The sequence below is a fragment of the Robertmurraya sp. FSL W8-0741 genome, from assembly GCF_038004005.1.
Lineage (GTDB): Bacteria > Bacillota > Bacilli > Bacillales > Cytobacillaceae > Robertmurraya > Robertmurraya siralis.
This window is the reverse complement of record NZ_JBBOQG010000001.1, coordinates 2,313,051-2,338,981: the sequence shown is the minus strand read 5'-3', so window position 1 is coordinate 2,338,981 and position 25,931 is coordinate 2,313,051. Positions and strand designations below refer to the sequence as shown.

At 37.4% G+C, this 25,931-nt stretch carries 24 protein-coding genes; 4 read left to right on the top strand and 20 right to left on the bottom strand.

The window, feature by feature from the left end; genetic code table 11:
- Window positions 1-21: 21 nt before the first annotated feature.
- Window positions 22-1,653, bottom strand: a complete 1,632-nt coding sequence (locus tag NST02_RS11330; protein ID WP_212933260.1) for a YceG family protein — start codon at window positions 1,651-1,653, stop codon at window positions 22-24.
- Window positions 1,654-1,892: 239 nt separating this feature from the next.
- On the opposite strand from NST02_RS11330, the gene NST02_RS11325 reads away from it, so the two are divergent.
- Window positions 1,893-2,147 (top strand): hypothetical protein, encoded by a 255-nt coding sequence (locus tag NST02_RS11325; protein ID WP_095306442.1) that lies wholly within the window; start codon window positions 1,893-1,895, stop codon window positions 2,145-2,147.
- 4 nt (window positions 2,148-2,151) lie between these two features.
- Here NST02_RS11325 and NST02_RS11320 read toward each other — a convergent pair whose 3' ends face one another.
- The 10 genes from NST02_RS11320 to NST02_RS11275 form a co-directional block, all read right to left on the bottom strand.
- Window positions 2,152-2,946 (bottom strand): HAD family hydrolase, encoded by a 795-nt coding sequence (locus NST02_RS11320; protein ID WP_212933259.1) that lies wholly within the window; start codon window positions 2,944-2,946, stop codon window positions 2,152-2,154.
- Between the two features lie 8 nt (window positions 2,947-2,954).
- Window positions 2,955-4,061, bottom strand: a complete 1,107-nt coding sequence (locus tag NST02_RS11315) for a cysteine protease StiP family protein (protein ID WP_340949027.1) — start codon at window positions 4,059-4,061, stop codon at window positions 2,955-2,957.
- Entirely contained in the window at window positions 4,046-5,410 is a 1,365-nt protein-coding gene (locus NST02_RS11310; protein WP_340949026.1) for a phosphoribosyltransferase family protein, read from the bottom strand. The genes NST02_RS11315 and NST02_RS11310 overlap by 16 nt, the downstream gene beginning before the upstream one ends.
- A complete protein-coding gene (locus NST02_RS11305; protein WP_095306446.1) occupies window positions 5,364-6,551 on the bottom strand; it encodes an HpcH/HpaI aldolase/citrate lyase family protein in 1,188 nt (395 codons plus the stop codon). Before NST02_RS11305 ends, NST02_RS11310 begins: the two co-directional genes overlap by 47 nt.
- 120 nt (window positions 6,552-6,671) lie before the next feature.
- Window positions 6,672-7,445: a TerC family protein gene (locus NST02_RS11300; protein ID WP_095306447.1), complete on the bottom strand. Its 774-nt coding sequence runs from the start codon at window positions 7,443-7,445 to the stop codon at window positions 6,672-6,674.
- Window positions 7,446-7,533: 88 nt separating this feature from the next.
- Entirely contained in the window at window positions 7,534-8,115 is a 582-nt protein-coding gene (locus tag NST02_RS11295) for a TerD family protein (protein ID WP_095306448.1), read from the bottom strand.
- A 242-nt stretch (window positions 8,116-8,357) separates the two neighbouring features.
- On the bottom strand, window positions 8,358-8,948 hold the full coding sequence (locus tag NST02_RS11290) for a YpjP family protein (protein WP_095306449.1): 591 nt from the start codon (window positions 8,946-8,948) through the stop codon (window positions 8,358-8,360).
- A gap of 4 nt (window positions 8,949-8,952) precedes the next feature.
- Window positions 8,953-10,134 carry an LL-diaminopimelate aminotransferase gene (locus NST02_RS11285; protein ID WP_095306450.1) on the bottom strand — a complete coding sequence of 394 codons (1,182 nt, stop codon included), beginning with the start codon at window positions 10,132-10,134 and terminating at the stop codon, window positions 8,953-8,955.
- A gap of 333 nt (window positions 10,135-10,467) precedes the next feature.
- The gene (locus tag NST02_RS11280; RefSeq protein ID WP_340949024.1) at window positions 10,468-11,244 is read right to left on the bottom strand and encodes a class I SAM-dependent methyltransferase; all 777 of its coding nucleotides are present in this window, start codon (window positions 11,242-11,244) and stop codon (window positions 10,468-10,470) included.
- A 212-nt stretch (window positions 11,245-11,456) separates the two neighbouring features.
- On the bottom strand, window positions 11,457-11,894 hold the full coding sequence (locus NST02_RS11275; protein ID WP_095306452.1) for a BrxA/BrxB family bacilliredoxin: 438 nt from the start codon (window positions 11,892-11,894) through the stop codon (window positions 11,457-11,459).
- Between the two features lie 198 nt (window positions 11,895-12,092).
- Here NST02_RS11275 and NST02_RS11270 point away from each other — a divergent pair, with 198 nt between their 5' ends.
- Window positions 12,093-12,920: a polysaccharide deacetylase family protein gene (locus NST02_RS11270; protein ID WP_095306453.1), complete on the top strand. Its 828-nt coding sequence runs from the start codon at window positions 12,093-12,095 to the stop codon at window positions 12,918-12,920.
- Window positions 12,921-12,960: 40 nt separating this feature from the next.
- Here the strand turns inward: NST02_RS11270 and NST02_RS11265 are convergent, their stop codons facing one another.
- From NST02_RS11265 to NST02_RS11245, 5 genes are all read right to left on the bottom strand, one after another.
- A complete protein-coding gene (locus NST02_RS11265) occupies window positions 12,961-14,082 on the bottom strand; it encodes a conserved virulence factor C family protein (RefSeq protein WP_340949022.1) in 1,122 nt (373 codons plus the stop codon).
- A 111-nt stretch (window positions 14,083-14,193) separates the two neighbouring features.
- Window positions 14,194-16,080 carry an ABC-F family ATP-binding cassette domain-containing protein gene (locus tag NST02_RS11260; RefSeq protein ID WP_095306586.1) on the bottom strand — a complete coding sequence of 629 codons (1,887 nt, stop codon included), beginning with the start codon at window positions 16,078-16,080 and terminating at the stop codon, window positions 14,194-14,196.
- A 132-nt stretch (window positions 16,081-16,212) separates the two neighbouring features.
- Complete coding sequence (locus NST02_RS11255; protein ID WP_095306455.1) at window positions 16,213-17,073, bottom strand: DegV family protein; 861 nt, start codon at window positions 17,071-17,073, stop codon at window positions 16,213-16,215.
- A gap of 91 nt (window positions 17,074-17,164) precedes the next feature.
- Window positions 17,165-17,689, bottom strand: a complete 525-nt coding sequence (locus NST02_RS11250; RefSeq protein WP_095306456.1) for a hypothetical protein — start codon at window positions 17,687-17,689, stop codon at window positions 17,165-17,167.
- A 163-nt stretch (window positions 17,690-17,852) separates the two neighbouring features.
- A complete protein-coding gene (locus tag NST02_RS11245; protein WP_095306457.1) occupies window positions 17,853-19,541 on the bottom strand; it encodes a formate--tetrahydrofolate ligase in 1,689 nt (562 codons plus the stop codon).
- A 156-nt stretch (window positions 19,542-19,697) separates the two neighbouring features.
- Between NST02_RS11245 and metA the strand changes: the two genes are divergently transcribed.
- Window positions 19,698-20,606 (top strand): homoserine O-acetyltransferase MetA, encoded by a 909-nt coding sequence (gene metA / locus NST02_RS11240; protein WP_212933252.1) that lies wholly within the window; start codon window positions 19,698-19,700, stop codon window positions 20,604-20,606.
- A gap of 298 nt (window positions 20,607-20,904) precedes the next feature.
- Here metA and NST02_RS11235 read toward each other — a convergent pair whose 3' ends face one another.
- Window positions 20,905-21,597, bottom strand: coding sequence for an AIM24 family protein (locus NST02_RS11235; protein ID WP_212933251.1), 693 nt, complete (start codon window positions 21,595-21,597; stop codon window positions 20,905-20,907).
- Between the two features lie 268 nt (window positions 21,598-21,865).
- On the opposite strand from NST02_RS11235, the gene NST02_RS11230 reads away from it, so the two are divergent.
- Window positions 21,866-22,075 (top strand): hypothetical protein, encoded by a 210-nt coding sequence (locus NST02_RS11230; RefSeq protein WP_095306460.1) that lies wholly within the window; start codon window positions 21,866-21,868, stop codon window positions 22,073-22,075.
- A gap of 255 nt (window positions 22,076-22,330) precedes the next feature.
- Here the strand turns inward: NST02_RS11230 and NST02_RS11225 are convergent, their stop codons facing one another.
- From NST02_RS11225 to NST02_RS11215, 3 genes are all read right to left on the bottom strand, one after another.
- Window positions 22,331-22,687: a DUF3139 domain-containing protein gene (locus tag NST02_RS11225; protein WP_095306461.1), complete on the bottom strand. Its 357-nt coding sequence runs from the start codon at window positions 22,685-22,687 to the stop codon at window positions 22,331-22,333.
- 355 nt (window positions 22,688-23,042) lie between these two features.
- Complete coding sequence (mntR, locus tag NST02_RS11220) at window positions 23,043-23,468, bottom strand: transcriptional regulator MntR (protein ID WP_095306462.1); 426 nt, start codon at window positions 23,466-23,468, stop codon at window positions 23,043-23,045.
- Between the two features lie 108 nt (window positions 23,469-23,576).
- Window positions 23,577-25,730, bottom strand: coding sequence for a DNA topoisomerase III (locus NST02_RS11215; protein WP_095306463.1), 2,154 nt, complete (start codon window positions 25,728-25,730; stop codon window positions 23,577-23,579).
- Between the last annotated feature and the right edge of the window lie 201 nt (window positions 25,731-25,931).

Below are 25,931 nucleotides of genomic sequence, written 5' to 3'. Positions count from 1 at the left end.
ATTTATATTTAATTGGATTTATTAAGTTCTCCTAAAACCTTGACGGAAAAGGCGTTTCACAATTGACGGCTCTCGATAATCAAGATTAAAAACTACATCTTCCAACCAGTGTATATCATAGAGATGTTCTTCAACATAATTTTCAATATCATTATGACCAGGAGGATTATAGAGAATGATGTCGATGCCAAATTGATTCAGAAGCAATAATAAAGCAGTATCGGTCCTAGTCATCGTTCCATTTAACTCATTGTTAAAGAGGATTATTTTCGGAACTGTCTGAGAATAGTCAAATTGCTGCAGAAGCTGTAAAACATTTGCCGGGATTTGCATGCCTTGGGTAAAGAGGTAGATCTTTACATCGTCCAACGTTTCTTTGTTAAGAGGTTTAAGTGCTGGCTTAGCACAAATGTTTCGAATTGCATTTGCGATGCCCATCTGTAAACCTGTAGGAAGATGACTGTAACGCCAATAATTGCTTTGAATCATTTTTTCGGTGCTTAATAAGCCATCCCGTTCTAAAGCATCTCGATAATGAAAACGAAAATCATTATTGACCGAACTTGAGAACGGAAATTGTTTAATCAGTAAACTTGCTTCACTTGCAGTGAGTGCATGAAGACGATCCCAATACTCCTTACGGTTACGACTCACCCCTTGGATCTTCGCAAATACATTCGGGATGTTTACCACTCCGTTACTTACTTCAAAATCAGGACGGATCATCGCGATTTCCTTTGCAATAATAAAGAGCTCATCATAGGTAGTTTTTAACGTAATCGAACTCGGAGTATATTCCCTTAGCTGCCAAGGCTTATATAACCCAGAGCCTTCATGATTTAAAATAGTCTCAATTTCTCGAGAAGCTCTATAAGCAACGGTAGCTTTTCGATTTCTTCTTTCAGTAGGGAAAGCTTCCGCTTCCTTTTGACCTGGATATTTATGGATGAAGGATAATTCCCCATTCGGATCAATTTCAGCTAAAATATCACGTCCACTTGGACTAAAGATAATTAAATCACAGCCAACTTTCATTAAGTAATAAGCAAAATAAAAATGACTTTTCTTAAAGTCTCCATACCAGAGGAACTTAGGCAAATGCTCGTTCAGATTACTTTCCTCAAGCTCTGGCTGAAGATGATTAAATGACCATTTCACTAAATCAACTAATACGCGGCGCAACTCATGATGTTGCAATCCTTCAGATTCCCTGTCTGCAAATAACTTCAGCGTAGCGATCATCGCCTCGCGAAGCTTACGATGAAGTGCGGGGTCCTTTGCTTTTAAAAGGAGTTGTTCACCGTCTAAAAAAGCCACTAAGCGATTGATTGACAATTTTTGTTCTTGATTAATATTCAGTACTCTTTGTATTGCTTGAAAGTGCTGATTATCTATTTTTTTATCAAGTGTATTTTCACTTAAAAGAGTTAAAATTTTCTCTTCTCCATGAACATACTCAAATAGTTGGTTATAGTATTCATCTTCATCGACAGCTACTCCTAAAAAACGGGCAACCACTTGCCCAACATGAATAGCCCCTTTATCAATTTGATATTGCGGACGTTCCGTAATCGTTTTATTAACCATCGATACCCATGTTTCCAACGATAGTGGCAAGATATGGGCAACTAAATGACTGTAAGATGGATTCATGAAATCCCTTCCCTTTTAACAAAGCTCTTCTTCCATATTTCGATGATGTGATTATAGTATCATCATATCACAGTTAATTATTGATTTTCTAAGAATGCTATATTTTCTATTACGAGAAAATATTCAAAAAGGTTTCATTTTTTTCACTCCTCTTCCCCTTTCACCTTTTTTCTTATCTGTGCATATGTTGTAGCAATCGCACAGCTTAAGGAAGAAGATTTATTAGGAAGGTGAGATTTATGCGCTTACTTTATCGACTGCGAACAACCGGTGATCTCCAGAATGAGTTAAACACCATAGAAGATATTATGTTTTCTCGTATTTTTGTTTATATGGACTTCATCCTTTTATCGTTTATTTTTTCGTATATGCTCTATCCACTACACCAATCTATCGTTTATGGATTGCTTACATTTATTGGCTTCGGTCTGTTATGTTTTAGCTTTTATTATTCATTAGGACTATGGGGCGAAGAAAGATTAAAACAGAAGTAATCCATCAACTATTTGCTTTATTAGCGATTGATAGTATTGATTTTAACAATACCTCTCCACCCTTAACGCCTGCTTGCTCAATGACGTAATAATGTTCCTTTAATGGATAGTTATTAAGTTCACCGTGGCTAAGAACAAATGGATGATGACAAAGTTTTAAAAAGTCATCATCTAATAGTGAATCGCCTGCGCCAATTAACGTCGAAATTCCTTCCCTTTCTTGAATAAACTTAATCGCACTCCCTTTTGATAATGATTTTGGTACAAAATAAAGTTTTCTTCCCTGTAGAGAAACTCTCCAGCCTTTTTTCCGGGCGAATTCCGTTACTTCCAAGAGAAGCTCAGGTGCTATTCCTTTCTCTAAGTAATAATAGATAAAAAGCTCTTCTACCAATCTCAGCTCGCCCTCTATCTTAAAATAATTGATAAGCAGTTTCTTTAATTCTTGCATCGATACAGAAGAGCTTCGTATTTCCTTTGAGATTTTTTCTTCCCATTCTACCAGCTTTTCACCTTTGTAAAGAATAATAGCACCATTTGTTGTCACTGCGTATTGATGAGCGATGTTTTGAAAGAAAACTCTTTTATACTGGGAATGTGATCTTGTTGTGACAGGAACGAACAGGAGCATTGATGATAATTTACGAAGATATGCTAAAGCCATTTTAGACATAAACGATACTTCTTTTTCCTCTCTCTTCTCTACCGCAATTAGCTCTAGTTTTTCATGTTTTGAGTATTCTTCGATCGCACGATGTGAATATATGATCGTCCTATCGAGATCAGATGCAAACATCATTTTTGTTTCTACCTCACATTTTTTATTAAACCACAGCATGTATACTCCATGTTTGGATATTCTTCAACCGGCACATTCCGTTCTGCACACAGCATTAAAATATGCTTGACGAAAGGACTGTTTAAATCCTTTATAAGAATTTTCCACGGCACCCTTCTTAAAAGGACTCTAGTCGTTTCACCAACTCCTGGTTTTACGAAATTAATATCTTCTATAGCAAACTCTTCCATCATTCGTTTTACCGTTTCCAAGCCGGAAAAGGTAGCTTTCTCCAGCACTTTATCCTCTTTCAATCGCGCAGAAACCTCATCCTTAACTAGTGGAAACTGTGCAGTTATCTCTTGCAAATAGTCATTTGACAAATCCTCTGCTTCAAGCTCTTTATAATATTTTGCTCCATGAAAATCATTCGGTCCTATATATTTTTTATTTAAAACCGTCCTGCTCACGAGACCGGAAACAGTTGAGTTTAGACAAGCACTCGGAATGATAAAGTCCTCGCGCGTCCCGTATAGGGATGTGCAATGTCCTGGATCAGCCAGCACAGCTAATGTATCATCAAGTACAATCCCTTCATTGTGCTGCAGTTCTTGGCACGATCTCGTCAATTCAATAGAAATGGCTCCCTTGCCTGTCCAACCATCAATAAATTGCACGTTTCCTCGTGGATGGTGATGGCGTATATATTTAATCGCATTGACATCAAGGCCACGCCCTCTAATAATCGAAACGCTGTAGTGAGGGAGGGTGAGAGCATATTTCCACTCTACATATCTTTTAATCAGGATGCCAATTGGAGTACCGGCTCTTGCCAAAGATACAAGCACCGCATCTTTTCCTTTTAAATTGACTATTTGCTCCGCCACCACCCCAACATAAAGTGCGACCATTTCCTTATATTCATCCAATGTCGCTAAAAAAAGCTTAAGATATTCCTGAGGTGGCTGATACTCAACGGGAAGCGATTCACTATAATGCTCCCCTGATTGTATCCTTTTCTCCCTTGATTCAGTCGTTCCTTCTAAGTCGAGAGCACTAAGATCCTTCAGAAGAAATTTCACATCTTTTTCAGAGTAAGAGCCAATTTTATGATACGGCGCTAATAGCGAATCCATTTCGGAACACCTTCTTTCTCACTTAAATATACGACTTTTATATCGGTAATATTTGTTCTTTTCAATTGGTCTAATTTTGGCTGTAAATGCTCCCACTGAATTTCCTTTTCAAAAAACAGAAACAGGTCATCATATTGATTCTCCATTATATTATAAGCATAGTGCTGTACTGAAGAGTTCTCCGGATTTAAAAAGGAGAAACGATTTCGAACACCATAATGACAGCGATCGGCTGGGTATATCGGACTTCTAGTCGTAGATTGATAATATACATTTGCCCCCATATTGGCAGCAATTCTCATTGGCATGTACATAAATTCACCTGAACCAAGCACTAAGGTTTTGGAACCGCTCCTATATTCCTTTAGCATACGACCTATATTTTTCAACCATTGAAGTGCCTCTTTTTGTTCATCAGCTGTTATTCCAAACCTTCCCGTATAGCGGGTATATGGGGAATTTACAGAGCCATTCATATACATAGCGGATGGCATTAAGACAGGAATAGATGTAATTTGCTGCACCACTTGTAATCTTTTATAGATGGGTTCTTCATGGAAATCTTCCTCTTTAACGCTTCCTTCTACATCGATTGTTCCCTTTATTAAACTTACGGAATGAATGGTAATGCCGAGATCACTCTCCAATGCCTGAAACTGCTCGACATGTTCTTTAGAGCGCCAATCAAGAATTGAAACGATTGTGTACGATTTCCTTGGAAACTTCTCGTGTATCGAACGGATAATATTAATTGTTGTCTTCCCTGTTGTCATTTCATCATCTACTAAAATAATCTCATTAGGCCGCTCAAACCATGGCGACTTTAAATACGCTCGATGTGAAGTTGCATGTGAATGTTCTTCTTCAAAAGTAATGCTAGGCTCTACATCATGTAGAAACTCACGCGTTGTATGCACATATTCAGCCTTTTGAAAGGCATCAAAAAAAGCATGACCTAAAGCTGTCGCCGTTTCAGCAAAGCCAATAATAAGCGGTTCTATATTTTCAGCAACAAAAGGAGAGATATTTTGTGGAAATTGATTTTTTTTAAATTGACTCACCAAAAGCGGCAGCTGCTCAGGAGTAACCCCTTTTACGACTTCTAAATATCTCGCTGCTAAAAGAGCACCTATGTGGAGCCCCTTTTGCGGTGAAATGGGAATATGCTTCCCAAGGACTTTACTAACAAATAAAAAAGAGCGTTTTTTATTAATCCTTGCTGCCATTTCGAATAAATCTTCTAATGAAAGCTGATACGGGTTGTCTTGAATTGCTAATTTAACTGTAAGTCCGTCTAAAATTTTATACGTAATTGTTTTGTTTAAGAAGGTCGACATATGTGTATTCATTTTGTAGCACCCCATAAGTTTCCGATTTAAGCATAATCTTTTGAGCCCAATAGAGATGTGGCTTAAGTTCATTCATTTTGTTGGCAAAAGAACTTTTTAACACTCCTATCTCCCCATTCCCTTCAGCAATAATATGTGCAGCATCCGTGTATTCTTCATACGAGATTGCATTTAATGCTTGTACAGTTTGAATATGTGTTGGGTGAATAATCGTCTTGCCAACAATTCCATTGGCAATGTCCATTAAAATTTCCCTTATAAAACCATCCATATGGCTGCCGATAATTTCCTTGCGAAGCTTTAGTCCTTCTTTGCCGTACCTCTCCAAAAAGGGAGTTTCTCTTATTTGCGGCTTTAATACCCTCTCTGGAGAAGAAAAATATTCCCAAACCGGACCTGAGACAACATATGGGCTGTCTAAACGTACAAACATATTAATAATATCCGCGATGCAATCACGAATAACAGCTATATCATAAACAGTCGTATCTGAATTCCGCCGGATTCCAAATAATCCTGAAAAATCAGTTGCTCCAATTCGGACGTTTAATACATTGTTTTTATATTGATCAAGTATATTTTTAATATTTAATAATTCCTGTTCCCTTGATTCTTTATAAATAATCTCCTTTGTTTCAAGAATAGGCATAGCATACAATGGAGAACGACTATTACTTAAATGAGCAATCTCATGTAAAATTGCCTCCCCATTTCCTTGACGAAATTTAGGAATAACAATGCCTGTAATCACTTCTCTTCGTTCGCCAAGTAAAGCAATTAAGCGTCTTAACTGCTCATTGTTTCTTACGCGAATAAAAATGAGTGGAAGCTCTTCGATGTCGATATAGCCTTTTTCAATTCCTTCATAAAGCTGAGAGAGTTCATGCAAAAGCATCATTTCTGCCTTTTCCACTTCATTATCACCGATCGCATCTTCTAAACAGATCACAAGCGATGTTAGGCCAGCATGTTTTTTTGTCAGAACATCCTCATGGATATTCTTTTTCGTTGCCGGCATATACAAGGTTCCACCAAGTCCATATGAAAGAATTTCACGAGGAGAATACTTACTAAATGAAGTAGGACGCTTGAAAAAAAATTGCTTGATATCATCGTCATAAAGATTTGAAAAAAATCTCATTAAACCTTCTCCTTCTTTTTTTGATCCGTATGATTTCAACATAATTTTAAAAAAGAAAGGGAGCGGACTCTACGTCTGTTCCCTTTCACAACTGTATATGCCTGATTTCTTGGTTTTCATTTATAGATTCTGAGCTTCAGATTGCTTTTTCTTGTTTCGGAAATGAATTATAAAAGTGACCGCAAAAGCAATGAGTAAAATAATAAAGAAGTAGATATGATCAATATGAATATCAACTACACCTAATAACATTTTTACTGATATAATCAAAATCAGTACATATGCGGTTGTTTCAATCTCTGGCACGCGATCAATCAGTTTTAAGAAGATACCAGCTACACCACGCATCATTAGCACTCCGAGCATACCACCGAGCAACAGAACCCAAATTTCTTGGCTGATTCCAAACGCAGCCAAGACACTATCAATAGAGAAAGCGATGTCCATTAGTTCAACTGCCGCAACTGTTCCCCAGAAATTACCAAACAAACGAATTAGCAAGCCGCTTTTATTGATACCTTCAAGCTCTTCCTCACCACTATCATTTTCTTTCCTTTTATCCATAAAGTACTTGATTGCCAACCATGCCAAATATCCTGCACCCAGTATCTTTACCCACCAAAATTCAATAAGGTAAACCCCTACACCGATGGCAAGAAAACGGAATATATATGCGCCAAGTAATCCGTAAAACAAAGCTTTTTTCCTTTGTTTTTCCGGCAAATGCTTTACCATGACCGCAAGAACAAGAGCGTTATCAGCTGAAAGCAACCCTTCCATAATAACTAGTGTACCAATCAATCCCCAGGATACAGGGTCACTTAATGCCTCCACCCACATGTTCCAATCGAAAAACATGGCATATGTATCTAAAATTCCTTGTAATATTGACATTCAAGATGTTCCTCCCAAATTGTAAATGAAATGATTGCTCTAGAAAGACTCGGCATTAGCCGAGCCTTTTAGTAAAACTTTTATAAACTTAACCAACTTGTAAGCCAAAATCTCGTGCGAGTGCAGCTAAACCGCCTTGATAACCACTGCCAATGGCACTGAACTTCCACTCGCCATTGTGTCGATATAACTCTCCCACCACAAGTGCAGTTTCAATGGAGAAATCTTCTCCAAGGTCATAGCGAATTAACTCTTCATTCGTATCTCCATTCAAAACTCGTACGTAAGCATTTGAAACCTGTCCAAAATTTTGGCTTCTTGCTTCCGCATCATGTATGGTAATAGTAAAAGTTACACGTTGAATGCTTGATGGGACGTCATTTAAAGAAATTTTTACTTGCTCATCATCTCCATCGCCTTCACCAGTTCTATTATCACCAGTATGTACAACCGAACCGTTGCCTCCAGTTGTATTATTATAGAAAACGAAATCATTTTCTGAAGCTACTTTGCCATTTTCACCTAATAAAAATATAGATGCGTCTAAATCAAAGTCATTTCCACCATCATATTTATTCGTATCCCAGCCTAAACCAACGATTACCTTTGAGAGACCTGGATTTGTTTTTGTTAAATCCACCTTTTGTCCTTTTGATAAACTAACCGCCATTTTATTACCTCCAAATTTGATAAGTTCATTTCATCAAGAAAACGAACAAGATGACGACTTTCAGTGTCATTGTGTTTGCTCTCCTGCATCAAAGCTCTCTCATTTCCTTTTATCTTAATACGTTTATGCCCTATTAAAGTTTCACAACATATTTATATTTTTTCATAAATTTTTATGAATTTCAATTAAGTTGACTAATTAACTTGATTGAAATTCATAGTTATAACTGACAACTCAACCTGTTAGCTCATCCATTTAGGTGGGGTATTTTTATCCCAGTAAATAGAACCTAACTCATGATGTTCTTCAAAATTGTCCACCGCTGTATGATAATGGAAATTAAACCAATACCCCGCTTGTGGAGGATGATCTTTTCTTACATGAAAGCGAATAAGCTCTTGGTTTTTCCCCTTGTCCGCAATATGAAATATTTTTTCCGTATCTCCACCGGTTGGTGCTTCCGAAATGACAAGGTTTTTTATTTCATCCTCCTCATAGTGCGAAGCAATGGATTGAATGGCCGCTTCAATATTTGGAAGAATAATCTCTTTAAATTCATCCTCTATTACCGGTCTAATTCGCTCACCAAATTTAATATAGGACTGTGACTCTGCATCTTTAATCAATTTGTGTAATGCATCTTCTTCAGATAGCGGGGTTTGTATAAACGTGATTTCATCATGTGAAAGAGAATTCTCATCTGCTTTCGATTGAAACGTATCACGTTTCGGCGGTTTATTGTCAACAAGATCATATATTTGTGAAGGTGAAACAAGTCCAAACGTTAAGACTGTCACCAATACGACAATAGATTTACGCAACCAATTTGGCATGCTGCTATCCCTCCCTTACTGCGTGGAATAATCCACTTTTCTCTATTTGATTCAGTCCTTTTTTTAACATTTCTTCTGACTGAACAAGTGCTATTCTTACGTAACCTTCGCCCCATTTTCCAAATGCATTTCCAGGCGTAACAACGACGTTCGCTTCTTCTATTAATGTAAAAGCAAATTCCTTTGCCGTAAAACCTTGTGGAATTTCTGCCCATATAAACATGGAAGCCTCCGGAGAGCTCACCTTCCAGCCCAATTGCTGAAAACCTCCGATTAGGGTATCTCTTCTTTTGCGATAAATCACGCGATTTTTTTCCAAAAATTCTGAAGGTTGATCTAAAGCCACTGTTGCAGCAGCTTGGATTGGCAAAAAGACTCCATAATCTAAGTTCGACTTTAACCTTTTTAACAATTGCAGAAGTTCATGGTTTCCAGCAGCATATGCAATTCTACAGCCTGCCATATTAAAGCTTTTAGATAATGAATTCATTTCAATCCCAACATCTTTGGCACCGTCAACTGATAGAAAACTCACTGGTTTTCTATCATAATAAAGCTCCGAATAAGCAAAATCATGTAAAATAACAATATTATGTCTTTTCGCAAACGTGATCGCAGCTTTAAAAAAGCCTTCAGACGCGACAACCGGAATAGGATTACCAGGATAATTTAAAATCATTAACTTTGCTTTTTCACACACTTCTAGCGGAATGTCCTCTAAGCTCGGTAAATATCCAGATTCCTTTTTTAAAGGCATCGGATACATGGTAGCCCCTGCCATAGACACCCCTGCCGCGTAAGCAGTATAGCCTGGATCTGGTACGAGCACATAATCTTCTGGCTCACAGAGAGCCATCGGCAAGTGAACGAGACCATCCTGAGAACCCATCAACGTAAGAACTTCATTATCGCAATCTAACTCGACTTGATAATTCCTCATATAATAATTCGTGATGGCTCGATGGAAATCCTCTGTTCCTTTTAGAGCATAACCAAACTTATTTGGGTTGGCAGCTTCCTCTGCCAAAGTCTGTAAAACAGATGGAGGTGGTGCTAAATCGGGGCTCCCAATACTCAAATCAATCAATTCAATTCCTTGAGCTACTTTAGCTTTTTTGATATCTGCCAGCTCCGTAAAAATATTCTCTTGGAAAGCCTTCATTCGACGAGCACTATGTATCAGCATCAACTTTTCCCCATCTTTCTTTCGACTAAATATTTCTATTATGAATAAATTTACTCTATTACTCGTATTCTAAGTTAAACATAGCTATACTTTATAATATAAATTATACATTTATTACGTCTTTAAGGGAAAAGAAGTTTCATTTTTTTATATTCTATTTTATCTATCGTTCGTACTAAGTGAAAACACAATATGCGACAAAGAACATGAAAGGAGTGAAACGTGGTGGATTGGACGATTCTTGTCGTAATTAGCAGCCTGCTGTTACTTGCATACTTCGTGTATTTAGCAATTGCTGATTAATTTTCTTACAGATACCGTGAACCTTGGATTTCACTGTATCTGTAAGATTCCATAATGAAATTTAGCCGTTTTGCGACGCATTACTTGAAAGCCAAATTTAGCAAAGCGCTTGCTTTTATAGTGATCTTTTAATACCACTCTCTCTTTTGCCACCCTTTTGGCATGGTCTATCAAATCTTGAGTTATGTCCTCATACAAAGCAAATTTTGTTAATTCTTTTATGCCATCTGACTCTAGTATTTGGTGTTCAAACATCGGATCGAGATAAACACAATCATAACTGCAACTTTCTAATTTTTTTAAATGTTCAAGTGACAAACAATTCACGACTGAAATACGCTTTAAAGCTGCATTGATTTCAGCGTCTACTGCATCCCATGACTGGAGACCTTTTTCCACGATATAAGCAATAAATGGATTACCTTCTATTCCTACAACATTTCCTTCACCGCCCACGACAAAACTTGCCACAATACTATCGGAAGCAAGACCGAGCGTACAATCTAACAGTTGTGAGCCTTTTTTGAGCTGACATGCCTCAATGAATGGATCGTTCTCTCCTGCCTGCAACCGCTTTATACGAAACATGCTAGAATTCGGATGAAAGAAGAATGGCTGCCTTTCCCCTAAAGGATACAATTCTAACCTTCCCTTTCCTACAACAAGGCAATCATCAGCGTAAATTTCCTGAAGAGCTCGAACTGAACGTTTTAATCTCGGTGCATAATCTATTTTTAAATCCGCTGCGATCATCTGAGCTTCCTTGATCATTTTTTCTTTTGTACGACCAGCTGTAGTTACAAACATATCCTCACCTGAATTTCCTTTTTATAGATTTTGTTATATATCGGTTATTGTTAATTTTTCGCTTATTTTCTCTCTGACTTTCAATATAACTAAAAAGACGTGTGAAACCAAGGCTTCACACGAAATGAACTAAAACAAACTATATTGTTTAACAAAGCTTTATAAAAAAAGTAAAAGGACGTCCTTGACATCCTTTTCATCATAACGATAACTTATTTACAATGATTTTCAAATGCAACTAATAAGTTTTCCATAATCGCTTCCATTGAATGATCTTCAATCTCGTGTCTTGGAATAAAATGAACAACTTCTTTGCCTTTTAAAATGGCCATGGATGGAGACGACGGTTCAAACCCTACAAAGTATTCACGCATCTTTGCGGTCGCCTCTTTTTCTTGACCCGCGAACACAGTAACAAGCTGATCCGGCTTTTTCTCTGCTCTAAGCACTGCTTGAGTTACCGCTGGACGAGCAAGCCCCGCAGCACAGCCACATACCGAATTAACCACTACTAATGTCGTACCTTCGGCATTTTCCATAAAGTCCTCTACTTCATTTGGTGTTAGAAGCTCCTGAAACCCTGCTTGAACAAGTTCTTCACGCATTGGTCGCACCATTTGCTTCATATATTCTTCATATGCCATTGACATAATGAACATCCCTCCTTAAATGAATTCCAATAACAGCATACTATATTTTTGGGTGTTGAAGCAATTTGTTAGCATCTTCAATACGACTGAATATTCCGAATTTTAAAACTTACAAAATTTGTAGAATCCCCCTATAAATTTGTCTACTATTGTCCTATTATTAAAGATAGATATATTGTAGGAGAGGAAGTCCTAAGCATGACACCTAGAAAAAGACTAATTATATTTACCACTTTATTTTGCATTACAATTGTTATTTTCTCTTCATCTATGATTTTAGGAAAACATCTTTCTCTTGAAGCAAAAGTACAAGCCACTACAATCAATAAAAGCACCTATCGCATTCACAAAACAAAATTAATGAATATCGAAGTAAAAGGAAATTCATTAAACACGTTTTTTCAAACGAAAAGTGCTGCCCGCGTGATTTATTTAACCTTTGATGATGGTCCAACTGAATACACAGAAGAAATTTTAAAAATTCTTCATACTCATCAAATTAAATCAACCTTTTTTATGCTCAATGAAAATATGATTAAAAGGCCTGAAATTGTAGAAAACGTTGTTGCAGATGGACATGCAATTGGCTGCCATGGTGTGACTCATCGAGTTTCGAATTTCTATAAAACCATGACATCGCCTCGAGAAGAAATGGATACTTGCGCTAAAACATTAGAGTCCGTTTCTGGGAAATCGAGCAAAATTGTGAGAGTGCCATTTGGGAGCTTTCCTAATTTAACATCCGCCCAAAAAATAGAACTTGATAAAGCAGATTACGTAATGTGGGATTGGAACGTAGATAGCAACGATTGGAAAATCGATAACCCGAAGACGATTACACAATCTGTATTAACTCAAGTGCAAAAATTATTAAAAAAAGACAAAGTCCCAGTTATCCTCTTTCATGATAAAGAGATTACGGCTAAGGTATTACCACAAATTATTGAGGAACTTAAAGATTTAGGTTATGAATTTTTACCAATTAACGAAAATGATATTCCCGTACAATTTCAAATTCATTCATAATATGAGCACAGACCAGGTTTGGTCTGTGCTTATTAATTGTTTATTTATTTCTCATTTCTGTCATTTGCTTCCAAACAGAACCCTTCGCTTCTTCACCATGCTCAATTCTTTCAATGGCCAATTTAATTTGCATGCTAACTTCAAATTCTGGATCGTCTTCTGCGGCTTTTAAGGCCGGAAGAGCCCTTTCATCCCCCACCTCATAAAGGAACATCGCTGCTCTCCAGCGTACAAGTTTACTTTTATCTTGTAATGCTAGCGCCATTTCATCTGCCGCTTCAGTAAATCCTAAATCCGACAAGCAGTCACCTGCCGTTCTTCTAACAGTTACAGCTTTATCTTTTAATGCTTTATAAAGATACGGTAAAACCTGTTTATCTTCAATCATCCCTAAATAGACGGTCGCTAATCTTCGAATCGATGCTTTTTCATCAGACAGAGCTTTATCTAATAGAGGTAAATCCTCCAAAGTTGGATCTTCCATTTGTTCTAACAGCTGATAGCGCTTCTGCCAATTTGGCTCATTTAAATCATCTCGATTTACCTTTATTTTTTTACGCGGTTGGAACTGAACGACCGGATCAGTACTCTTTGCTTGTCGCAATATTTCTTGCAGCCGTTCCTCTGGATATGCTGCAATTAGCTCTTCGACAACTTCCTGTCCAATTTCAGCAAATTCACCATAACGAACTCCGTGTTCTTTCCATTTTCGCTGTAAAATATAGTTCTCATCATCTTCAATTTCTGCCACTAATTTCGTAAATTGTTCGGGCATACCGAAGCGTTTTTCTTCAGTACCATCGGTCAATTTCACTTGAAGAGGGATCCCTTTATACATTTGAATTTGAACTTTGATTTCGCCAAAATGCTCATCCATACTTTGCCGTTCAGAATTATCTCCTTCTTCTTCTCCAAAAGCCCTTCGCACTTGCGAAAGAAGATCTTTCCAATCGAATTTAGCATTGCGTTCGATCGCTAAAAAATCAGCAACATGATAGACACCTTTTATTCCTTCGATGTGCAAAATATCCTGTATTACTAGAGGAGCCCCTGACATCGTTTCTTTTTTATAATTATTGCTTTTTCCCATTGGAAGCTGTTCGTCCAAATTGATTTTCATTGTATTTGGACTCGGAGTAGGTTCAATAGATTTAATTTTCATAATTTCACCCTTTTTACCGGCAATTACACGCCTTACTATTACAGATTTACTTACATTTATCGTAACATAAGAAAGCTTTTGAAACACAAAATGTGCTCGAAAAGCAAATCATTATTCATTTTCAGCTAAATCAGCTAAGTAACTCCATCTTTCGATAAAATGTTCTAGCTTTTCATTTAAGGTATTTTCTTCGTTCATCAAAGCCTGTGCCTTTTCAAAATCACTGCCCGTCTGTGTCATTTCTTCCGCGATTTCTTTGAGTCGCGCTTCAACGTTAGCAATATCCTCGTCGATTTTTTCCCATTCCATTTTCTCTTTATACGTCATCTTTTTCTTTTTTGGCTTCTCTTCGACCGCCGCTTTATCCTTTGAGGGACTTGATTGCTTAATCTGTTGGTTAGCAAACTGACTTTCTAATAGCTCTGTATAGTTTCCATAAAATGATTCAATATTTCCATCTCCATTTAAAATAAGCAGTTGTTCTGCCACTTTATCAAGAAAATAACGATCGTGGGAAACCGTAATAACGACCCCTGGAAAGTCTTCTAAATAATCCTCCAACACCGTTAATGTTTGTGTATCCAGATCATTGGTTGGCTCATCAAGCAATAAGACATTCGGTTCTGACATAAGGATTTTTAAGAGATATAATCGTCGTTTCTCCCCCCCTGAAAGCTTGCGAATCGGAGTTCCATGAGTAAAAGATGGGAATAAGAACCGTTCAAGCATTTGCGTTGCTGAAATCGTCTTCCCATCAGCAGTAGTAACGACTTGTGCCGTTTCCTTTAAATATTCGATCATTCTTTTACTCTCATCCAAATCCTCATTTTCCTGCGTATAATAAGCAATTTTAACAGTTTGCCCGATCACATACTCTCCTGAATCCAACGGGAGTTTTCCTGCTAAAGTGTTTAATAAAGTCGATTTTCCCGTACCATTTCTACCAACGATCCCTATTCTATCCCCCGGTTTCACTAGTAGATCGAAATCTTTTAAGATTACTTGAGAACCGTAAGATTTATTCGCCTTTTTCAGTTCAAAAACTTGCTTTCCTAAACGGCTGCCTGAAAGTGAAATATCCAGCTTATCGCCAGACTTGACAGAAGAAATTTGTTCATCTAAGCTTTCAAAGCGCCCAATTCTTGCTTTTTGTTTTGTAGTCCGTGCTTTTGCTCCTCGACGAATCCATTCCAGCTCACGACGAAATAAATTTCGTTTTTTTTCTAACGTTGCTGCTTCATTTTCTTCTCGGACCGCTTTCGCTTCAAGAAAGGCAGCATAATTCCCCTTGTAGCTATATAGCTTTCCCCTATCTAACTCGAACATGCGGTTTGTAACTCGATCGAGAAAGTAACGATCATGGGTAACAAGCAGCAATGCGCCGCTATACTTGCTTAAGTGCTCTTCAAGCCATTTAACCGACTCATAGTCAAGGTGATTAGTAGGCTCATCTAAAATTAATAAATCAGCTGCTTGAATCAAAACCTGTGCCAAAGAAACTCTTTTCTTTTGCCCTCCTGAAAGCTCGGCAATCTTTTTATTAAATTCCACTATTCCAAGTTTCGTTAAGATGGTTTTGGCATTCGTGCTAACATCCCAACCGTCAACGGCATCCATCTTTCTTTGAAGCTCATAAAGCCTTGCTTGATTTCGCTCGTGATGTGGATCCCTTTCTAAATCCAATAAAGCTCTCTCATATTCTTTTACAACTCGAAGGAGCGCTGACTCTCCAGCATACACTTGATCTAATACAGTTAAATTCTCATCAAGTATCGGAGATTGAGAAGCATAGGCGATTCTATAATCCTTTGGCATCATCACTTCACCGCCATCAGGCAGATCAACACCTGCGACAATTTTCAGCAATGATGATTTTCCCGTGCCATTAACTCCAATGAGTCCAATCCGGTCTTTTTCAGCTATCGTAAAGGAGATGTTTTGAAATAATTCTTTTTCTCCATATGTTTTCGTCAAATTATCTATCGTTAATATTTGCATAAAAACCAATCCAATCATCAAAATTACTCACACTTTATTTTATCATAATGAAACCAGTCCTTGTACATTGAGAGATGCTCGTCCTCATCAAAAAAGGATTCAGAACCGCTTATTCCAAATCCTTATCGAAGACTATTTATCTGGCCTTTGCAAACCATTATACCAACTAATTCCAATCGTATCTTCACCAGCATGAACACCAATCGTCGCCCCTAATGGATGACAGCTAAAGTGCAGGGAAGGAAAATGCAGCTCCAGTTCATTCTTCCATTCTAAAGCGGCTCTTTGATGTAAGCCGTATAAAATATATACTTCTTTAAAGTTATATTTTTCATAAGATTCGCGCAAGTAATTCACGATTTTATCCTTGGCCTTTTTCTCACTGCGCGCTTTATCCTTAATCGTAAGTTCGCCATCAGCTACTTGAATAATAGGCTTTATGTTCAACATACTCCCAAGAAAATATCTTAGTCCAGACATTCTGCCGCTGCGATGAAGTTGTTCAAGGCTACCAACCAACACATAAGCTTCGTATGTTTCTCGCAAGCGTTCAATTTTTTCCTTAATAGCTTCAACTGGAAACCCTTCCCTCAGCCATTTCATTCCTTGCTTGATTTGGACTGTTAACGGGTATGAAAGGATTTTAGAGTCGATTGTGATCACAGGAATATCAACTAACTGAGCAGCTTGTTCACTGGATGAAACCGTTCCACTTAGCTTTGCCGAGACGAGAATCGGGACAATCACATCATAATCTCTTTTAAGTCTATCAAATAATTGTTTAAATTCTCCTACAGACGGCTGCGAAGTTTTCGGTGGTGACTTTAACGATTTCAACCTTTGAAATAATTGTTCTGATGTTAAATCTATATGATCTAAAAATTGTTCACCATCCAGCAATATTGACATTGGAACCGCATACAAATCTGAATGCTGTTTCAGTTCTTGATCTAAACTTGCTGTACTGTCTGTAACCCATGCTATTCTTTTCAAACGCTCTCCCCCTAAACTTTAATTAAGACCAGATACTAAAATTAGATGCTAATTTTATTTTACACACATGGATGGGAGAGCGCTAGCGTGATTATGCTAAAAGGGTATTTATTTTTTGAAGTGAATCGACTATATAGTCTAACATCATTAATAAATCATCAATTTGATCCTCAAGGACAAGGCGATTGAAATCAAGAAAAATTTCTTTCGTAATGGTGCTGCAATCTTCTAACGGATTGTAGCTGATTTTTTGAGTAAATGTTCGCTCTGATCCCCATATATCGATAAGAAGCTCATTTATCCTCTGATGTAATTCTTGGTTATTTTCATGTTCAAGCTTAAAAACGACGAGAACCTTCGCACCTGCAAGTGCCTCGTTTTTTATGTTCGGATGCAGTTCAGCCGCAAGATTTTCTAGCGCAGCTTTTAATATAAACGTACATGAAACCCCGTTACCATTACGATTAGAAAAAGTGATCTCATAATGCCTTGAAAGCTTTGCAAGGTTAATGAGGTCATTGCGATCAAGAATCGATATTTCTCCTTCCAAATCCCGATCATACAATGCCCCTTCAAGAACCACCTTCATATTTTCAAATGCGGTTGGATCAAACATATCCCTCACTCCTTCATAAAATAAACGACAGGGTCACCCCTGCCGCTCCAGACTTGCGACAAACCTTCTTTCTTTGCCAAGGAAGTTACAAAAAAGCTCAAGCTATTGGATCTATTGTACTATTTCCATGTCGAAAGTATTTTTTCTTTTATTTTTACTAACTTTAAAATAAGCCTATCGGATTCCCATCCGCATCAACATCCATTTTTAACGCGGCTGGTGCTTTAGGAAGACCGGGCATCGTCATGACATCACCTGTCAATACAACGATGAAGCCAGCTCCAATAGACGGTTTAAGTTCTCGAACCGTTACAGTAAAGTCTGTTGGCCTTCCTAACCTTGTTGGATTGTCGGATAATGAGTATTGTGTTTTTGCCATACAGACAGGCAAATTGCTCCAGCCAAAGCGTTCAAAGTCTGCCAATTGTTTTTTGGCTTTTGACGAGAATTCAACCTTTGAACCTCCATAAACCTTTTGAACGATCGTTGTAATTTTATCCTCAATAGAATCAGCCAATTGATACAACGGTGAGAAATTAGATTGACCCTTTTCAATTACTTCAAGTACTCTTTGTGCAAGGGAGATTCCCCCTGCTCCCCCTTTTTCCCAAACCTCTGTCAGTTCAACTGGAAGGCTGTATTTTTCGCAGAGTTCGAGAAGGGTCTTTACTTCCTTGTCAGTATCAGTAATAAATTTATTGATTGCCACAACAAATGGCAGTCCAAAGCTTTGAATAGTCTCAGCGTGCTTTCTTAAATTTTCAAAGCCTGCTCTCAGCCCCTCAATACTTTCATTTGCCAGTTCTGACTTCGCAACGCCACCGTGCATCTTTAGCGCCCGAATGGTTGCTACAATCACAACTGCTTCTGGTTTAAAACCTGCTGCTCTTGTTTTAATATTGAGAAATTTTTCCGCTCCTAAGTCTGCCCCAAAGCCTGCTTCCGTTACTACATAATCTGCCAGTTTTGATGCGGTAACAGTTGCGATCGCACTGTTGCAGCCATGAGCAATATTAGCAAATGGACCTCCATGAACAAGGGCAGGGGTGTGCTCAATTGTTTGGACGAGATTCGGTTTGATTGCATCCTTTAATAATAATGTTAATGCCCCCTCTACTCCTAAATCAGCAACGGTTACTGGTTCTTTATCAACATTATACGCGACAATCATATTCGCCAATCTTTGCTTTAAATTTTGCAAGTCAGTTGCTAGACATAGGACAGCCATAATTTCTGAAGCAACTGTAATATCAAAGCCATCCTCACGGGGTACCCCCTGAACCGGTCCACCAAGCCCCACAATCACTTTTCTTAAAGCACGATCATTTAAGTCAACTGCTCTTTTCCAAACAATCCTTCTTTGATCAATACGCAATTCATTTCCTTGTTGTAAATGGTTATCGATAAGGGCTGCCAATGCATTATTTGCCGTTGTAATTGCATGGAAATCGCCAGTAAAGTGAAGGTTTATGTCCTCCATCGGAAGAACTTGGGCATAGCCTCCTCCAGTTGCCCCCCCCTTAATCCCCATTGTAGGTCCTAAAGACGGTTCTCTTAATGCAATCATGACTTTTTTATTTAATTTATGTAAAGCATCTCCTAAACCAACTGTTACGGTCGATTTTCCTTCTCCTGCTGGAGTTGGATTAATTGCCGTTACAAGTATGATTTTTCCTGATTCTTTTGTCTGCAGTTTTTGAATCGTTTCAGACGAAAGCTTGGCCTTATATTTTCCGTAAAGTTCGAGATCGTCCTCAGTTAAATTCAATTCTGCAGCAATTTTTATAATCGGCTCCATTTTGGCCTCTTGGGCAATTTCAATGTCAGATTTAAATTTCACATTTACACTCATAGCATTTACCCCCATTACCATTCATTGATGATTTCCACATATATTGTATCATCTTTTTGTCCAAAGGATTCGGATTTAATTTTGCAAAAGGATTGATACATCATATAAACGGCTATATAATTTAAATATTGAAAATTCAAACGAGGAGATGATCACTTGCCAATCAAAATTCCGAAGCTTCTTCCTGCCCGAGAGGTTTTAGAGAAAGAAAATATCTTTATTATGGATGAAGTTCGAGCGAATACACAAGATATTCGACCATTAAATATCATCATTCTGAATTTAATGCCGGAAAAAGAAAAAACCGAAGCACAAGTGCTTCGATTATTAGGAAACACTCCTTTGCAAGTAAATATTTCTTTTTTACAAATGGCGACACATCAGTCGAAAACAACAAGTCAACTTCATCTTGACCAATTTTATACGACTTACCCGAATATCAAAAATCGAAAATTTGATGGCATGATAATTACTGGAGCTCCGGTGGAAATGCTCCCGTTTGAATCGGTCGATTATTGGGAGGAACTGACGGAAATTATGACTTGGTCAACAACAAACGTCACTTCCACTTTACATATTTGCTGGGGTGCTCAAGCAGCTCTTTACCATCACTTCGGAATCGGAAAGTTTGAATTGCCGCGCAAATGTTCCGGTGTTTTTTCACACATTGTAAATGATCGCAGTGAAAAGCTATTAAGAGGATTTGATGATCAATTTTTTGCCCCCCATTCAAGGTATACCGATGTTCACCAACATAAAATTAACGAGCACCCTGATATTAAGCTCCTCTCCTACTCAGAGGAAGCAGGGCCATTTATCATGAGCGCTAATGATGGTAAACAAATCATGATTACAGGGCATTTAGAATATGACGCGTCTACTTTGGGAGAGGAATATAATCGTGACAGACAGCGTGGACTAAACATTCATTTACCTGAGCATTATTTTCCTAATAATGATCCAAATAAACAGCCATTGAACCGGTGGCGCGCCCATGCCCACCTTCTCTTCTCAAACTGGTTAAACTATTATGTGTACCAAGAAACACCTTACATTTGGGAATAAAAAATGAATGACACCAATGCGAAAAGTTCCTAAACAGATATGTTAAGAGATTTTCTTCACACTGAACGCCCTCCAAATAATTAAGTGCTGATGTCTTGTCGAAAATTGTAAAACCGAAGTTTTACTGCTACTTCAGCTTGTTAGACGTTAGGCTGCTTGCACAGGATGGGGGTAAACCAAAACGACTCACCCTTCGACGAAGGCTAACCTTTTCTAAATCAAAACAATCTGACCATTCGCTTTGGTCAGACTGTTTTTTTACAAGATTAAATATTGTACTTATATAGCTAGAAATTCACTACTGCTGGTCAGAAAAATATACTTCCTCATATGGTTGCACAACAACAAAGCCCTCCCCTGAAAATTTCATTTGAATCGATTCACCACTGCCTCTTCCGATGAATGTTTTAAAAGAAATATCTGTTACAAATTCCGGTGTTAAAGAACCAGACCATGCCACAGTTGCATTAGGATCTGTGTAAACAGGATGATTGGGTGTTACTAACAATGTTAAAGGTTCATAATGAGAAGTTATCGCAATCATTCCATTGCCTTCTAAACGGACATTAAATAACCCACCTGACATCATTCCAGCAATTTTCCTCATCAGCTTTATATCCCATTCAATAGATGGTTCAAATGCCAATAAATCATTGCCATTGACAAAAATAGATTCACCTTGCAAATGTAGAATACTTATTTTTTTTCCTTGATCAGCTACATAAAGTTTGCCATTTCCCGTTGCCTTCATTAACGAAGTACCTTCACCTGTAAATGCCTTTTTAAACAATTTTCCGAGACCGTGCTCGAAAATCCCTTCTCTTTCATATTTAATATTTCCACGATAAGAAATCATCGCACCTGCTTTTGCCCATATTTGACCATTCAAATTAATTTCCAGCATCCGCGGCGTTTCAAGTTCAAATAGACCTTCTCCTTTATCTTGTTGCTGTGTTTGCTTAACAAATTCATTCATTGAGTATCGACTCATGCCTCATCAGCTCCTGTCCTATAATAATGATTATTTCTCTAATAGCGTTGTTAACAAATATGGTTGGTAAAATGATTTTGGGCTCATTTTGTATGAACCTGGGTTTCAAAAATGAGCGAAAAATCAACACCGACATATAACAAAGCTTTTCTAATAAATATTTTATTATTACAGAATAAATTTCTATTTTTAAGGAATATTTCCTTGTTTTATCATAACAATAATATAAAAAAAGCTCTATACAGCTTAAAACAAGGAGACTTACTTAATGGCAGCAGAAGAAATTGTTTCAGTCTATCGAAATTACTCAGGTGATATTATCAGCTTTCAAACATCTCAAGGAAGAATTATTTCTTATCGAAAAGCGCTGTTAGAAGCAGTTGATGAAAAAATTTCTGGTGTACTATTGTTAGAACCGGAAAATGGCAACATCTTATTTGATCACACCATCTTTGAAGATCTGCCGTCATATTACTAAATCAACCTAATTCCAGCCAGTTGAACTCTTTTTATAAAAAGAGGTTCTCCGGTTTACATCAATCCTTTCAATCACTGAAAGAGAGAAACGTCTTTCTTAAAAACCATTCATAAAGATATATACACGTTGAAATAACCAAAAATCCATGAACTTCAAAAAGCCAAAAAAGTTGCTGTAACCATATTTTTGGCTTTTACTCATTTGTGAGATACCTTCTATTTCCTATTAAGCTTCTATACGTAGATATGAAAATCACTATTCTAAATACTTGTATTGAGACTTTTCATCTTTTGGTGGCATTGGACCAATTTGCATTATTCCTGTTGTACTTTCTCCATAAATATAGCTAGTATTAGACTCATCCTCAAAAATAACGTAAGCAAGTTGCTCACCTTTTATAGATGATTCAGTTTTAATTTCTAAAATATTCACCTCACCATACTTTTTTAGAAGATATTCTTCAGTTAGTTTTTCTAACTCATTCAGTTCCTGATGTTCCTTGTAAATACTATAACCTCTTATGCTTGCCACAATCATGATTAGTGCGGCTAAAAATGCAAAAAAGAGAATAACAATTTTTACTTTCATACTACTTTTTATTGTTTCTTCCATAATTAAACATACACCCTTTATAGAAAACAAGAATATCCTTGCTCATGATAAAATTCTATCATAAAATACCAAAAACCTTTGAGTGCAGGCGTCTGAACTTTGATTGAGCCTGTTTTCACCATGATTGTGCATGTTTCCGACTTGATTGCGCCTTTTAGGCTTGATTGGGAGCATTCAGACTTCTCTTCTATTGAGAACCTTTGAGCATAACGTCTGAGCCTGCTTTTTTGCAAATAAGTGTGGGTAACACAGGAATATATAAGGCGGAAGCGGGGCAAGCGAATATCCCTTTGCTTGGTCATATTGCTAAAAAAGTGGAGAAAAAATTTTTCTCCACTTTGAACAAGCCTTCTTCTTATTCTTGTACTTCATTTTTTTTCTGTATTTCTCGTAATGCCAGTACCCTGCTTTCATCCTCTTCAAAAAATTGTACTAAGTCACCGATACGGTCGATGGCATTCCAGCTTAAATGGTGTTCAATGCCTTCCACATCATTATAAATATTCTCTTCCATTACTCCGATTGTTCTAAGAAGCTCCTCAAGCAAATCATGGCGATAAACTAGACGTTTTCCAATTTTTTTCCCTTTAGGTGTTAACGTAAATCCTCTATATTTTTCATAGACTAAATACTCATCTTTGTCTAATTTCTGTACCATTTTCGTTACTGATGAGGGATGAACTGAGAGTGATTCCGCAATATCTGATACGCGAGCATATCCTTTTTGTTCAATTAATATATAGATTTGTTCAATATAGTCTTCCATACTTGGTGTTGCCATCAGTGCACCCTCCAATAATTTTGTGTTAGCGCAAAAGTTTTTTCTATTTATATTCAAAGTTTACTATAGAAAGAAAGGGGATACAAGAAAGAAAAGGAAGGTTTGCCATTAAAAAATGAATTTAACCTTTTTCTCCACATCATCCCATCCAAGCTTAGCATCAAAGGTTTTCTCTTTGCTCTTAAAGCCGTGGATCAGCTCTGTGCTCCCTTCAGAAAGAAGGTTCTTCACTTGCTTCTGCGTAACCGATTTGCCAAGAATCTTTTTCGAAATAGTAAAATCACACTTCGTCTTTTGATAATTTGAACAGCCGTAGAACGTACCTTTATCAATTACGGCGCCGCTACATTTTTTACAGGTTCCTAATTTTGTTGGAAGTCTCCGTTGTTTTCCTGGCTGTTTTCCAGGAACAAAACCATCAATGAATTCTTCAGGAAATTTCCATTTTGCCGCTGCTTCTATAGTTGTTGAAATAAGATGAGCAATCATTTTATTCGTTTGCTCCATGAATTGTTTCGGGAGAGCCTGTCCTTCTGAAATTTCTTTAAGACGCTGCTCCCACTTCGCTGTCATTTCAGGAGAAGCTAATATTTCATCGCCGACAGCCTGGATCAAGATTTTTGCTTTTACCGTCGCATAAACAAGGTTTTTACGAATATCAATATATTTTCGCTCTTTTAACATCGTAATAATTCCTGCCCGCGTCGCTTCTGTACCAAGACCTTCTGTTTTCATAAGGACTTTTTCAAGCTCCTTATCTTCAATCTGTTTCCCAGCCGTTTTCATCAAAGTAATTAATTGTCCCTCCGTATAACGCTTCGGGGGCTGTGTCTTACTTTCCTTTACTTCTATTTTCACAACCTTGCCCACTTCTCCCTTTTCTAATATAGGAAGACTCGGATCCTTATCTTTTTCAAATTGAGGAATTACTTTTCTCCAACCTTCTTCTTTTTGAACCTTACCTTTTGATTGAAAAGATGCTCTTTCATCAACTAATGTCGTAATGGTTGTATACTCTATAATAGATTTTCCGTAATGGGCTGCGAGCAAACTTCTTGCAACTAAATCGTATATTTTTTGCTCATCAAAACTTAGTTTTTGCAATATAGGAACCTGTTCAGTCGGAATAATCGCATAGTGATCAGTAACCTTTTTATCATTCACATAGCGAGTGTTATTGATAATTGAAGTGTTCGGGAGAGGAAACAATTCTTGATATTCTGGATACCGCTCAAGCTTGCCTAATATTTCAGGAAACATTTCTGCCTCTCCTTTTGTAACATGTCTAGAATCAGAACGAGGATAAGAAACGATACCCTTCTGATAAAGCTTCTGTAAAATATCCAATGTTTTCTTCGGCGAAAATTTGAAACGTCGATTAGCCTCAGCTTGCAAAGATGACAAATTATAAAGAAGCGGCGGCAAATATTCCTTTTTTTCTGTTTGAACATCTGCTACTTGAGCCTTTTTTCCTTCACAGAAAGCAGAGATTTTTTCAGCCATTTCTTTCGTATCAATTCTCGTATTACCATCCTTCTCCCATTTTCCTTCATATTTCTTTTTACTAATTTCAAATTTAGCTTTTACTTCCCAGAACGGTTCTGAAACAAAAGTATCAATCTCATGCTCCCTTTTCACAATTAAAGCCAAAGTTGGAGTTTGTACTCTCCCAACAGAAAATACATCTGAAAAGCCTTTTTCCTTAAGAAGAATGCTGTAAAGTCTTGAAGCATTCATACCGACAACCCAGTCTGCGCATGCACGCGTATAGGCTTCATAATAGAGATTTCTTGTTTCGTTCTCTGTAAGCAATGTTTGAAAACCTTCCTGAATTGCTTTTGGGGTTAAGGAGGAGATCCAAAGCCTTTTCATCGGTTTCCGACATTTTGTTTGCCTGATGATATTGCGAACGATCAACTCTCCCTCGCGACCAGCATCTCCCGCGTGAATAATCTCGGTCACATTTGGATCTTCAATAAGCTGCTTCACAAGCATGTATTGTTTCCATTTATCCTTGGAAACTTCATATTGAAATTGAGCTGGGAGCATCGGTAAAGTTTGAAGAGACCATTTTTTCCAGTTTGAGTCATATTTTTCAGGGGGAATGAGCTGTGTAATATGTCCGACTGCCCAGGTGACATATGCTCCTTTGGGGAAGACTTCATTTGGGAGAACTTCGATGTACCCTTGCTTTTTTTTCATTTTATAAACAGATGCTAACGTTAAACCTTGGTCTGGCTTTTCCGCAATAATGAGTTTCATTATGGGACTCACTTCCAATTTCATAAAATAAAATGCTTTTCCTATTGTACCTTATTTAGATATCTTCGAAAATACATTTCAATATTTTTTCAAAAGGCTCTGTTATATGCCGGTGTTGATTTTGGGCTCATTTTCTCTCTGATTCCGGCAATGAGCCCAAAATCATTTTAACAACAATTCTATTTAAGAACTTTCAAAAAA

Coding starts and splice junctions, on each gene's coding strand:
- NST02_RS11330 (WP_212933260.1), bottom strand. CDS start 1,653: ATGAATCCATCTTACAGTCATTTAGTTGCCCATATCTTGCCACTATCG.
- NST02_RS11325 (WP_095306442.1), top strand. CDS start 1,893: ATGCGCTTACTTTATCGACTGCGAACAACCGGTGATCTCCAGAATGAG.
- NST02_RS11320 (WP_212933259.1), bottom strand. CDS start 2,946: ATGATGTTTGCATCTGATCTCGATAGGACGATCATATATTCACATCGT.
- NST02_RS11315 (WP_340949027.1), bottom strand. CDS start 4,061: ATGGATTCGCTATTAGCGCCGTATCATAAAATTGGCTCTTACTCTGAA.
- NST02_RS11310 (WP_340949026.1), bottom strand. CDS start 5,410: ATGAATACACATATGTCGACCTTCTTAAACAAAACAATTACGTATAAA.
- NST02_RS11305 (WP_095306446.1), bottom strand. CDS start 6,551: ATGAGATTTTTTTCAAATCTTTATGACGATGATATCAAGCAATTTTTT.
- NST02_RS11300 (WP_095306447.1), bottom strand. CDS start 7,445: ATGTCAATATTACAAGGAATTTTAGATACATATGCCATGTTTTTCGAT.
- NST02_RS11295 (WP_095306448.1), bottom strand. CDS start 8,115: ATGGCGGTTAGTTTATCAAAAGGACAAAAGGTGGATTTAACAAAAACA.
- NST02_RS11290 (WP_095306449.1), bottom strand. CDS start 8,948: ATGCCAAATTGGTTGCGTAAATCTATTGTCGTATTGGTGACAGTCTTA.
- NST02_RS11285 (WP_095306450.1), bottom strand. CDS start 10,134: ATGCTGATACATAGTGCTCGTCGAATGAAGGCTTTCCAAGAGAATATT.
- NST02_RS11280 (WP_340949024.1), bottom strand. CDS start 11,244: ATGTTTGTAACTACAGCTGGTCGTACAAAAGAAAAAATGATCAAGGAA.
- NST02_RS11275 (WP_095306452.1), bottom strand. CDS start 11,894: ATGTCAATGGCATATGAAGAATATATGAAGCAAATGGTGCGACCAATG.
- NST02_RS11270 (WP_095306453.1), top strand. CDS start 12,093: ATGACACCTAGAAAAAGACTAATTATATTTACCACTTTATTTTGCATT.
- NST02_RS11265 (WP_340949022.1), bottom strand. CDS start 14,082: ATGAAAATTAAATCTATTGAACCTACTCCGAGTCCAAATACAATGAAA.
- NST02_RS11260 (WP_095306586.1), bottom strand. CDS start 16,080: ATGCAAATATTAACGATAGATAATTTGACGAAAACATATGGAGAAAAA.
- NST02_RS11250 (WP_095306456.1), bottom strand. CDS start 17,689: ATGTTTGATCCAACCGCATTTGAAAATATGAAGGTGGTTCTTGAAGGG.
- NST02_RS11245 (WP_095306457.1), bottom strand. CDS start 19,541: ATGAGTGTAAATGTGAAATTTAAATCTGACATTGAAATTGCCCAAGAG.
- NST02_RS11235 (WP_212933251.1), bottom strand. CDS start 21,597: ATGAGTCGATACTCAATGAATGAATTTGTTAAGCAAACACAGCAACAA.
- NST02_RS11230 (WP_095306460.1), top strand. CDS start 21,866: ATGGCAGCAGAAGAAATTGTTTCAGTCTATCGAAATTACTCAGGTGAT.
- NST02_RS11225 (WP_095306461.1), bottom strand. CDS start 22,687: ATGGAAGAAACAATAAAAAGTAGTATGAAAGTAAAAATTGTTATTCTC.
- mntR (WP_095306462.1), bottom strand. CDS start 23,468: ATGGCAACACCAAGTATGGAAGACTATATTGAACAAATCTATATATTA.
- NST02_RS11215 (WP_095306463.1), bottom strand. CDS start 25,730: ATGAAACTCATTATTGCGGAAAAGCCAGACCAAGGTTTAACGTTAGCA.